The sequence below is a fragment of the Mesorhizobium sp. B2-4-13 genome (genome assembly GCF_006658535.1).
GTDB lineage: Bacteria > Pseudomonadota > Alphaproteobacteria > Rhizobiales > Rhizobiaceae > Mesorhizobium > Mesorhizobium australicum.
In genome coordinates this window covers 1-10,094 of the sequence record NZ_VFVB01000022.1, presented here as the reverse complement: position 1 = coordinate 10,094, position 10,094 = coordinate 1, and the positions used below count along the sequence as shown (strand labels likewise).

Annotated in this window: 11 protein-coding genes, 2 tRNA genes and 1 pseudogene; 9 read left to right on the top strand and 5 right to left on the bottom strand. The window is 62.2% G+C overall.

The window, feature by feature from the left end; translation table 11 throughout:
- Positions 1-180: 180 nt before the first annotated feature.
- A complete protein-coding gene (locus FJ936_RS30360) occupies positions 181-405 on the top strand; it encodes a hypothetical protein (protein WP_015318009.1) in 225 nt (74 codons plus the stop codon).
- 293 nt (positions 406-698) lie between these two features.
- Positions 699-1,004 (top strand): BA14K family protein, encoded by a 306-nt coding sequence (locus tag FJ936_RS30355; RefSeq protein WP_041163844.1) that lies wholly within the window; start codon positions 699-701, stop codon positions 1,002-1,004.
- Between the two features lie 67 nt (positions 1,005-1,071).
- Here the strand turns inward: FJ936_RS30355 and FJ936_RS30350 are convergent, their stop codons facing one another.
- On the bottom strand, positions 1,072-1,494 hold the full coding sequence (locus FJ936_RS30350) for a hypothetical protein (RefSeq protein ID WP_015318007.1): 423 nt from the start codon (positions 1,492-1,494) through the stop codon (positions 1,072-1,074).
- A 101-nt stretch (positions 1,495-1,595) separates the two neighbouring features.
- On the bottom strand, positions 1,596-2,417 hold the full coding sequence (gene bhcR / locus FJ936_RS30345) for an HTH-type transcriptional regulator BhcR (RefSeq protein ID WP_023773060.1): 822 nt from the start codon (positions 2,415-2,417) through the stop codon (positions 1,596-1,598).
- A 208-nt stretch (positions 2,418-2,625) separates the two neighbouring features.
- Between bhcR and gcl the strand changes: the two genes are divergently transcribed.
- The 3 genes from gcl to FJ936_RS30330 all read left to right on the top strand — a co-directional run bounded on the left by gcl (position 2,626) and on the right by FJ936_RS30330 (position 6,378).
- A complete protein-coding gene (gene gcl / locus FJ936_RS30340) occupies positions 2,626-4,407 on the top strand; it encodes a glyoxylate carboligase (RefSeq protein ID WP_140794004.1) in 1,782 nt (593 codons plus the stop codon).
- Between the two features lie 172 nt (positions 4,408-4,579).
- Positions 4,580-5,377, top strand: coding sequence for a 2-oxo-tetronate isomerase (gene otnI / locus FJ936_RS30335; protein WP_015318004.1), 798 nt, complete (start codon positions 4,580-4,582; stop codon positions 5,375-5,377).
- Between the two features lie 89 nt (positions 5,378-5,466).
- Entirely contained in the window at positions 5,467-6,378 is a 912-nt protein-coding gene (locus FJ936_RS30330; protein WP_140616907.1) for a 2-hydroxy-3-oxopropionate reductase, read from the top strand.
- A 120-nt stretch (positions 6,379-6,498) separates the two neighbouring features.
- Here FJ936_RS30330 and FJ936_RS30325 read toward each other — a convergent pair whose 3' ends face one another.
- Complete coding sequence (locus tag FJ936_RS30325) at positions 6,499-7,347, bottom strand: RNA methyltransferase (protein WP_140794002.1); 849 nt, start codon at positions 7,345-7,347, stop codon at positions 6,499-6,501.
- A 200-nt stretch (positions 7,348-7,547) separates the two neighbouring features.
- Here FJ936_RS30325 and FJ936_RS30320 point away from each other — a divergent pair.
- Together FJ936_RS30320 and FJ936_RS30315 are read left to right on the top strand one after the other, a co-directional pair.
- Positions 7,548-7,632 (top strand) — tRNA-Tyr (locus FJ936_RS30320).
- Between the two features lie 89 nt (positions 7,633-7,721).
- Positions 7,722-7,795 (top strand) — tRNA-Gly (locus FJ936_RS30315).
- 78 nt (positions 7,796-7,873) lie between these two features.
- On the opposite strand, the gene FJ936_RS30310 is transcribed toward FJ936_RS30315, so the two are convergent.
- Positions 7,874-8,338 (bottom strand): YidB family protein, encoded by a 465-nt coding sequence (locus FJ936_RS30310; RefSeq protein WP_015318001.1) that lies wholly within the window; start codon positions 8,336-8,338, stop codon positions 7,874-7,876.
- A gap of 131 nt (positions 8,339-8,469) precedes the next feature.
- Between FJ936_RS30310 and FJ936_RS30305 the strand changes: the two genes are divergently transcribed.
- Entirely contained in the window at positions 8,470-8,727 is a 258-nt protein-coding gene (locus tag FJ936_RS30305) for a GlsB/YeaQ/YmgE family stress response membrane protein (RefSeq protein ID WP_015318000.1), read from the top strand.
- Positions 8,728-8,836: 109 nt separating this feature from the next.
- On the opposite strand, the gene FJ936_RS30300 is transcribed toward FJ936_RS30305, so the two are convergent.
- Positions 8,837-9,724 (bottom strand): DMT family transporter, encoded by an 888-nt coding sequence (locus FJ936_RS30300; protein WP_140794000.1) that lies wholly within the window; start codon positions 9,722-9,724, stop codon positions 8,837-8,839.
- 293 nt (positions 9,725-10,017) lie between these two features.
- Between FJ936_RS30300 and FJ936_RS30295 the strand changes: the two are divergent.
- Positions 10,018-10,094, top strand: a pseudogene (locus tag FJ936_RS30295) (elongation factor Tu); the annotation flags it as partial.

The window sequence follows — 10,094 nt, the reverse complement described above, 5'->3', positions numbered from 1 at the left end:
AAGTTCCTTCTCAATAGCCATGCGATGATTCTCCTTTCCATCATCATGGCCTCACGCACAAGATTCCTGACAGTCCCGTGCGCCAAAAAAATCTCCAGATCTGTCGAACCTTTCGCCGCGGCGCGCCGACTGATCCTCTGAGGCGAATGGTCGCCTCGATCAGAGATCCAGGAGATCATCATGTTCAAGCGCAGTTTCGTTTCCAGCATCGTCGCCATCGTCGTTGCAACCGGCGCGCTCGCCGGCACCGTTCAGTCTTCGTCGGCTCACGGCATGCATCATCATCATCGTCATTTCGACGACTACCTGTACTACCAGGATTACCCGGACTATCCGGATTACTGGTGGGTCTATGGCCATCACCATCATCGTCATCACCACCACCGCCACATCATCCTCTACTGAGCGCAGCCTGGCGGCTTGATTGAAACCAATCCAGCAAAGGGCGGCTTCGGCCGCCCTTTTCTCATCGAACGCGGCGCTTCCAGTCGCCGTCACGGACGATGACCGATCGGCGCAAGGTGCCTGAAGTGCCGGAATGGATGATCAACGTCGGCGAGGGTCGCCACGCCTTTTCAGCCAGCGAATTCCTGCTCTTCGAAAAAAATCAAAACCCCGTCGAACCTTTTTCCTTGCCGCAACGACAGATCATCAAGAGGCGGATGGCTCGCCTCTCCAAACGAAGCAAGGAGATCATCATGTTCAAGCGCACACTCGTTTCCGGCCTCATCGCCACCACCGTCGCCGCCACCGCTTTGGTCGGCACCGTCCAGCCCTCTGCTGCCCACTCGCATCACCACGGCCTCGGCATCGGCATCGCCGCCGGCGTCGGCGGTTTCGTTCTCGGCAGCCTGCTTGCCCAGCAGCAGCCGCGCACCGTCTATGTCGATGAAGATGGCGGTTCCTGGCACGTCCGCCGCTGCTTCGATCGCTACTCCAGCTACGATCCGGACTCCGACACCTATATCGGCCGTGACGGCTACAGCCATTACTGCCGGCTCTGAGTGGCGGCGGGCGACTGGAAAGAGGGGTTGCGAGGCAGCCCCTCTTCGTCGTTTGAAGACCGTCTTTCTAGAGGTGCATCTTCGGGTCGAGGATCGGCAGACCGGCCGCGCGGCAGGTGCCGCCAATCTGAAGCCGGGCAGCCTCGGTCTCGTCGCCCATCGCGACCAGTTCGAAGTGGCTTGCGGCGTCCGGGTAGACCTTGGCGATGAATGGCTTGTCGCCGACGCCGGATGAGGTTTTGGCATTGACGGTGCCGCAAACCACGATCTCCTCGCGGCCATCAAGCTTTCGCTCGCCTGCGAGCATGGTTCCGAACCTGGCGGAGGCCGAATCCGGCAGCCGCTGGCGGATACCGGCCGTGATGATCTCCTCCAGCGCGAGCGAGATCGGGATGGGATTGACCCGCTGGTCGCCGGTATCGGGTCGTGGTGCCGCCGCCACGCATCCGCACAGCGAAACGGCAAGCAGAAGCTGAACCACTTTCCTCATGCGCGCCCTTTCGCATGCATTCGAACGCGACGGCAAGACGGTCAAATCCCATGCAGCCGGCGGCATGCAGCGATTTTCGGCGCGTTTAGTCTATCCCTTGATCAGCCTGCCTTCGAGCCGCCGATCATTTTCGTCACTTCGGCCGCCGCGTCGCGCACCAGCGGGCCGATCTCGGCCAGCCGCTCGGGCGTGACCCGCACCGTCGGCCCGGACACGGAAACGCCGCCGATCGGCTCGCCATACTCGTTGAAGATGGCGGCGGCCACGCATCGCATGCCGGGATGGCGCTCCTCGTCGTCGACCGACCAGCCGCGATGCTTGATGACGGCCAGATCGTGCGCGAGGGCGGAGATGTCGGAAAGGGTCTTGTCCGTATAGCGCTGCAGGCCCGCCTTGCGCAGAATGGTTCCGACGCGCTCCGGTTCGAGATGTGCCAGCACCGCCTTGCCAATTCCCGAGGCATGGAAAGGGCTGCGCGTACCCGGCCGGAAGAAGGCGCGGATCGCCTGGTGCGTCTCGACCTGGTTGACGAAGACCACGCAATCGTCTTCCGCGACGCCGAGATTGGCGGTCTCGCCGGTCTTCTCCATCAGTTCCTGCATGACGATACGGGCGCGGTCGACCAGCTTGCGGCGGCGCAGGAACGCCGCGCCCATGCGGTAGGTCTCGACGCCGATCGACCAGAGCTGGTCCGATGTATCGAACTCGACCATGCCGTGGTTTTCGAGTGTCGTCAGCATGCGGTAGGCGGTGGAGGCGGCAAGCCCGCTCTGCGCCGATATCTCGCTCAGCGACAGGCCGCTGCCTTCCGCGACAATGGCCAGGATACGCAAGGCCCGGTCGAGCGACTGCACCGAGGCAGCTTCGGCCGGACCATTGAAGGCGCGCGGGCGGCCACGCTGACGTTTTTCGCTCGTTTCCATGGGCTGGCATTCTCGACCGTTTCTCCCAACATGCAACGAAAAAGTTTTTCATGAAATTCTCGGTGCAAATCCTGGAAAAGGGAAAAGGACACAAAATCAGCTGGTAAGAGCCATTTTCTATAAATGAAAAAATATTCTGAAAAAATTGAAAAAGTGCCCGCCCGATGTCATCCTTAGCCATCCCAACATCATCTCGTGGAGGCTGGAAATGGCCAGGATGCGCGCTGTCGATGCCGCTGTTCTCGTTCTCGAAAAGGAAGGCATGTCCTGTGCTTTCGGCGTGCCGGGTGCGGCGATCAATCCGCTGTACTCGGCATTGAAGGCGAGGGGCACGATCCGCCATGTCCTTGCCCGCCACGTGGAGGGCGCCTCGCATATGGCTGAAGGCTATACCCGAGCCAAGGCGGGCAATATCGGCCTCTGCATCGGCACATCGGGGCCGGCCGGCACCGATATGATCACCGGGCTCTATTCGGCCACGGCCGATTCCATTCCGATCCTGTGCATTACCGGCCAGGCGCCGCGCGCGCGGCTGAACAAGGAGGATTTCCAGGCTGTCGACATCGCCGCGATCGCTGCGCCCGTTGCCAAATGGGCGGTGACGGTGATGGAGCCCTATCTGGTGCCGATGGCGCTGCAAAAAGCGTTCCATTTGATGCGCTCGTCGCGGCCGGGTCCGGTGCTGATCGACCTGCCGGTCGACGTCCAACTGGCCGAGATCGAGTTCGACATCGATGCCTATGAGCCGCTGACGCCATTCAAGCCGGCGATGACGCGCGCCCAGGCCGAAAAGGCGCTGGCGATGCTCAACGCGGCCGAGAAGCCGCTGATCGTTGCCGGCGGTGGCATCATCAATGCCGACGCGTCCGACCTGTTGATCGAGTTTGCCGAGATCACGGGCGTTCCGGTCATTCCGACGCTGATGGGCTGGGGCGCGATTCCTGACGACCACCGGCTGATGGCCGGCATGTGCGGGCTGCAGACCTCGCACCGCTACGGCAACGCCACCATGCTGGAAGCCGATTTTGTCTTCGGCATCGGCAACCGCTGGGCCAACCGTCACACCGGTTCGGTGGACGTCTACACCAAGGGCAAGAAATTCATCCATGTCGACATCGAGCCCACACAGATCGGCCGTGTCTTCGCCCCCGATCTCGGCGTCGTTTCGGATGCGGGGGCGGCACTGAAGATGCTGCTCGACGTCGCCACCGAGTGGAGGACGGCGGGCAGGCTGCGCGATTGGTCGGGCTGGGCCAGGGAGTGCCAGGGCCGCAAGAAGACGATGAAGCGCAAAACCCACTTCGAACAGGTGCCGCTGAAGCCGCAGCGTGTCTACGAGGAGATGAACAAGGCGTTCGGCCGTGACGTCACCTATGTCACCACCATCGGCCTGTCGCAAATCGCCGGCGCGCAGTTCCTGCATGTCTACAAGCCGCGCAACTGGATCAATTGCGGCCAGGCCGGCCCGCTCGGTTGGACCTTGCCGGCCGCACTCGGCGTGCGCGCCGCCGATCCCGAGCGCACCATAGTGGCGCTTTCGGGCGACTACGACTTCCAGTTCATGATCGAGGAGCTGGCGGTCGGCGCGCAGCACAAGCTGCCCTATATCCACGTGGTCGTGAACAATGCCTATCTCGGCCTCATCCGCCAGGCGCAGCGCGGCTTTTCGATGGACTATGAGGTCAGCCTTGCTTTCGAGAACATCAACCGGGCCGACGATCCGGAGGCGGGCTATGGCGTCGACCATGTCGCCGTCGCCGAGGCAATGGGCTGCAAGGCGGTCAGGGTGCGCAAGCCGGAGGAATTCGCCGGCGCCTTCAAGCAAGCGCAGCGGTTGCTGAAGGAACACCAGGTTCCGGTCGTGCTCGAATTCATTCTCGAACGGGTCACCAACATCTCGATGGGGACCGAGATCGACAAGATCACCGAATTCGAGGACCTTGCCGAACATCAGGAAGACGCGCCCACCGCGATCGTGATGCTGGACTGAGCCATGCTGATATTCAGGTGAGGCCGGCCTGCAAACGGCGGCTTCCTGCGCTTCCGGGGCTCACGTACGAAAAGTACGCTCCGCTCCGGTTCTCGGAAACCACCATTTTCGACTCGGCCTGACCTGAATCTCAACACGGCTTTGGTTCCAGGCAAGAAAAGGAGAAAAAAGAATGCCGCGTTTTTCAGCCAATCTGTCGATGCTCTTTGGCGAGCATGATTTCCTCGACCGTTTCGATGCCGCCGCCCGCGCCGGCTTCAAGGGGGTCGAATATATCGGCCCTTACGATCATGCGCCCGAGGTGGTCGCCGCCAGGCTGAAGAAGAACGGCCTGACACAAGTGCTGTTCAATCTGCCCGCCGGCGACTGGGCGAAGGGCGAGCGTGGCATCGCCGTGCTGCCGGACCGCGTGCCGGAATTCCGCCAGGGCATTGCCAGGGCGATCGCCTACGCGCAGGCACTTGGCTGCGGGCAGGTCAACTGCCTGGCCGGCATCGCGCCAGCCAATGTCGACCGCAAGGTGCTGGAGGATGTCTTTGCCGAAAACCTGGCTTTCGCGGCGGAGAAACTCGACCAAGCCGGCATCAAGCTGCTGATCGAGCCGATCAACACCCGCGATATCCCGGGCTTCTTCCTCAACTACTCCGACCAGGCGCTGGCGCTGATCGACCGCGTCGGCTCGAAGAACCTGTTCCTGCAATACGACATCTACCACATGCAGATCATGGAGGGGGATCTCGCCCGCAAGATCGAGGCAAACCTCGACCGCATCGCGCATATCCAGCTTGCGGACAATCCCGGCCGTCACGAGCCGGGGACGGGCGAGATCAACTATCCGTTCCTCTACGAACATATCGACCGGATTGGTTATGCCGGCTGGATTGGCGCGGAGTACAAGCCGAAGGCAGGGACGGAGGCCGGTCTGGGGTGGTTCAGGGAACTGACCGGGCAGGGAAGTGCTGCCGCTTAGCTGTCAAGAATCTTGCAATTCAGGTCGCGTTCTGTTGCGCCCCCTCTGGGCGTGAAGGAACGCGATCTGACAAAAAACGGAGAGAAGCAATGGAAACCATCGGCTTCATCGGGCTGGGCATCATGGGCGCGCCGATGGCGGGGCATCTGCTGGCGGCCGGCTACAGCGTCATCGCCAGCGACCACCGCTCAAAACCGCCGGCCGATCTCGTCGCCAAGGGTCTGAAGTCGGTCGCCGGCCATGCCGCCGTCGCGAGGGCCGCCGAGATCATCATCCTGATGGTTCCCGACACACCGCAGGTGGCCGATGTGCTGTTCGGCGACAACGGAGTCGCGTCCGGCCTGGCCAAGGGCAAGCTGGTGATCGACATGAGTTCGATCTCGCCGATCGAGACAAAGGACTTCGCGAAAAGGATCAACGATCTCGGTTGCGACTATCTCGACGCGCCGGTTTCCGGCGGCGAGGTCGGTGCCAGGGCGGCTTCGCTTACCATCATGGTCGGTGGTGAGGAACCGGCCTTCGAGCGCGCAAAACCCGTGTTCGAGAAAATGGGCAAGAACATCACTTTGGTCGGACCCAATGGTGTCGGCCAGACCACCAAGGTCGCCAACCAGATCGTCGTCGCGCTGACCATTGAAGCGGTCGCCGAAGCGCTTGTTTTTGCCTCAAAAGCTGGGGCCGACCCAGCCAAGGTCAGGCAGGCGCTGATGGGCGGGCTGGCCGCCTCGCGCATTCTCGAAGTACATGGCGAGCGCATGGTCAAGCGCACCTTCGCGCCGGGCTTTCGCATCGAACTGCACCAGAAGGATCTCAACCTGGCGCTGGAGGGTGCGAAGGCGCTTGGTGTGTCGCTGCCCAACACCTCGACCGCCCAGCAACTGTTCAATTCCTGCGCCGCCAATGGCGGCGCGAAGGAAGATCATTCCGCGCTGGTGAGGGCGCTGGAGCGGATGGCGAATTTCGAAATCGGCAAGGAGGCAAGGGAAATCAAAGCGGCATAGGTCGGAAGAGGGCGGCGTAACGTTCCCAGGCCGTCAACTTCCGTCTTAACCCAGCAACGGGTTCCGGCAAGCATCGCCGGGACCCGTTTTGATTTCTGGCGGGAGGCTTGCCGCTTCCAGTCAGCCGCGCTTCAGAAATGCCCGCGCCGCATAAAGGCTCACCGCCGCCGCGTTCGACACATTGAGCGAGCGGATGGCGCCGGGCATGTCGAGCCTGGCCAGCGTCGTCACCGTCTCGCGCGTCTTCTGCCGCAGGCCCTTGCCCTCGGCGCCGAGCACCAAAGCGATCCTGTCGCCGGCAAAGCTGGTTTCAAGCTCAGCCGGCCCGTCCGAATCGAGCCCGATGGTCTGGAAGCCCGCTTCGTGCAACTGGCCGAGCGCATCGGCGAGGTTCTTCACCTCGACCTGGTCGATATGCTCAAGCGCACCGGAGGCGGATTTTGCCAGCACGCCTGATTCCTGCGGGCTGTGGCGCGCCGTGGTGATCAGCGCGCCAGCACCGAAAGCGACCGCCGAACGCAGGATGGCGCCGACATTGTGCGGGTCGGTGACCTGGTCGAGCACCAGCACCAGCCTTGTGTCGCCAAGTGCGTCGAGGCGCTTGGGCTTCAGCGGCTCGGCCTCGATCAGCACCCCCTGGTGCACAGCGTCCGATCCGGTAATCTTGTCGATGTCCCTGGGTTCGACCAGTTCAGCCTTGAAGGGCAGGGCGGCGAGATCGGTGATCTCGAGCCGTTCGGCCGCATTGCGCGTCACCAGCATTTTCTTGATCCGGCGGCGCGGATTGTCGAGTGCCGCGCGCACCGTATGCAGGCCATAGAGCCGCACCAGCCCGTCGGCTGCGTTTTCGCCTGGTGGCACTGGTTGCCGTGGCTTGAACGCCGGCACGCCGCCGCTCTTCTCGTCGCGAAAGGCGCGGCGCAGCTTGGCGTAATGGGTGTCTTTGGGGGTGTTGGAATTGTTGCTCATGGCCGGCTTCTATAGCCGTCTCCTCCGGCCAAGGATATGCCCTGTCGCCGCAGCCGGCGAACAACATCGAAAAACCGTGGCCGCGCGGTTGACACCCAATGGGCTTGCCGCCATAAGGCGCTTCGCTGGTTTCGGAGAAGACATCTATCTCGGGTCCGGATCGGCAAGAATGCCTCGTTGCATGGCTCCGGCGGCAGACTGGAGAGGTGCCCGAGTGGTTAAAGGGGACGGACTGTAAATCCGTTGGCTTAGCCTACGTTGGTTCGAATCCAACCCTCTCCACCACTGCCGGCCCGGAAGCCTGAAACGTGAAAGCATCGGAGGCGAAAAGCGCATGGCGCTTTTCCGGGAAATCCGATACTTCAGTGCAAGGCGCGGGTATAGCTCAGTGGTAGAGCAGCAGCCTTCCAAGCTGAATATGCGGGTTCGATTCCCGCTACCCGCTCCAGATTTTCAGCGAAACAACCGGCAAGCCGAAACACTGCGCGGCAGGCGCGCAGCGCTTCAGGCATTGGTGGGCGCCGCGTCAGCTGTTGAAGGCGGAGGCGACCTGGTGCTGTTGCGGTACCTGGCCGTTCGGGGTCAGCTTGTCGACGATGCCGGGCAAGGCGGCCGATAGCTGCTTGAGCAGCTCCTGCTCGTCGAGCCCCGTCCTTTGGGCGATCTCGCGAATGACCTGCGGTCCGATCGCGTTGCCCAACTCATTGGCCCCGATTGACTGGTTCTGCCCGGTGCCGACCCAGGAGTCGGCGACATTGCCATGGCCGGCGTTCTTGAGCTTGTCGAGCAGCCCGCCCAGTCCGCCGAGCAGCCCACCGTCACCGGACGCGGTTCCGACAGGCGTGGGATCGGCGGGCGCCGGCGCCTGAGCCTGGTCCGGCTGTTCGGCGCTTCTGCCGCTCAGCATCTTCCCAACCAGCAGCGCACCGAGCGCGATCATCAGCGGTTTGGTGATATTGCCGCCGGGAACGGCGTTGTCAAAAAGTCCCATAGTGGATCCTCCATTTCAACCAAGCCCAGCCCGTCTTCAACAATGGCGCATTCGGGGGGAATTTCAAGCTGGCTTGAGCTTTTGACAATCATATGAAAATGTCCGGTTGGCGGAGGAATGGAGAGGAAAAAATGGGTATCATCAGCTGGATCATTCTCGGCGTCATTGCCGGGTTCATTGGCAGTAAGATCGTCAACAAGACCGGTCAGGGCATGATCATGGATATCGTGCTCGGCATTGTCGGCGCCATTGTCGGCGGGCTGATCTTCAGCGCCTTCGGTGCTTCGGGTGTGACCGGCCTGAACATCTATAGCCTGATCGTCGCCGTCGTGGGTGCCGTCGTGGTGTTGTGGGCCTATCATCAGTTCGCGGGCAAGCGGACCATCTAGACGCGATCGGCGGATTATCGGCTGCCGAATCCTGAATTGCGCTAACCCGCCGTCGGTGCTGACCGCGCTCACGGTATCGGAAACTATTATGCCGGTGCGCCGCCGCGGATCAGGCGACCACGGCCAGCCGACGCTTGCGCTGGTCCAGCGACACGATGGTCAGCCCACTGGCGACAACCAGCAGGATGCCGCAGACCGCCAGTGCATTGGGGAATTGCCCGAACACCAGCAGGCCCGAAATGACGGCCCAGACCGTGAAGCAGTAATAGAACGGCGCCACCGCGCCGGTCGGCCCGACGCGATAGGCCATGAAGATGAAGAAGTGGCCGAAGATCAGGAAGAAACCGGCTCCCGCCATCAGCATCAGGTGGTGCGCCTCCGGCGCCACCCAGCGCTCGGAAACCAGGTGCGCGGCGCCTGCGCCGATCAGGACCACGACGACCGCCGAGATCGCCACGATCATTCCTGGCACTTCGGCGGCGATCTTGCGGCCGGCCAGATCGCGCGCGGCGGCGAACGTCGCGTTGCCGAGCGCCAGCAAGGCATAGACCGAAATGCCTTGCATGGTCGGCTGCGCCACCATCAGCGCGCCGCTGAAGCCCAGCCCGATCAGCGCCATGCGTTGGCCGCCGATGCGCTCGCCAAACAGGATCGAGGAGCCGACCAGCATCAGCAGCGGCGTGATCTGCCCCAACGCGGTGGAATCGGCGATCTGCATGTTGGCGAGCGCGACGACGTAACAGAGGATCGCCGCCAGTTCGAGGAGGTTCCTGCGCAGCACCCGCCTGTCGAAGATCAGCGGGATCTGCTTGCCGTAGCCGAGCGCAAACAACAGCGGAAGGCCCCACAGCGTTGCCGCGGCACCACGCAGGAAGAGCACTTCGTAGGAGGGCAAACCCGACGTGGCGAGCTTCATCATCGTGTCGTTGACCAGATACGACCCGGTCGCGACGATCATGAACAGCGGGCCGCGAACGGCAGTCGGGATGAAATGCATCGGCGCAGGAAATCAGACGCGGATCGCTGCCGCAATGGGCCATGAACCGCCGATAAATCCGACAGCGACTGACGTGGAGACCCGAGCAATCCTCGCTTTGCTCCCTCGGTTTTCGCCCATTCCATTTTCAACGGCGGATCCCCATATCAGCGCCACATCCCCGCAATCGGATCAAGGGTTCTGGCCGAGTGAGATGGCGCCCGGGCAAAAGACGCTTGTGTTTTTTGGCCTTTATCGCTAATCGCCCCGCATTCGACTGAACTGAAGGTCCAGGCCGTCCAAGGAAAGAGACTATGGCAAAAGGTAAATTCGAGCGCACCAAGCCTCATGTGAACATCGGCACGATTGGTCACGTCGACCATGGCAAGAC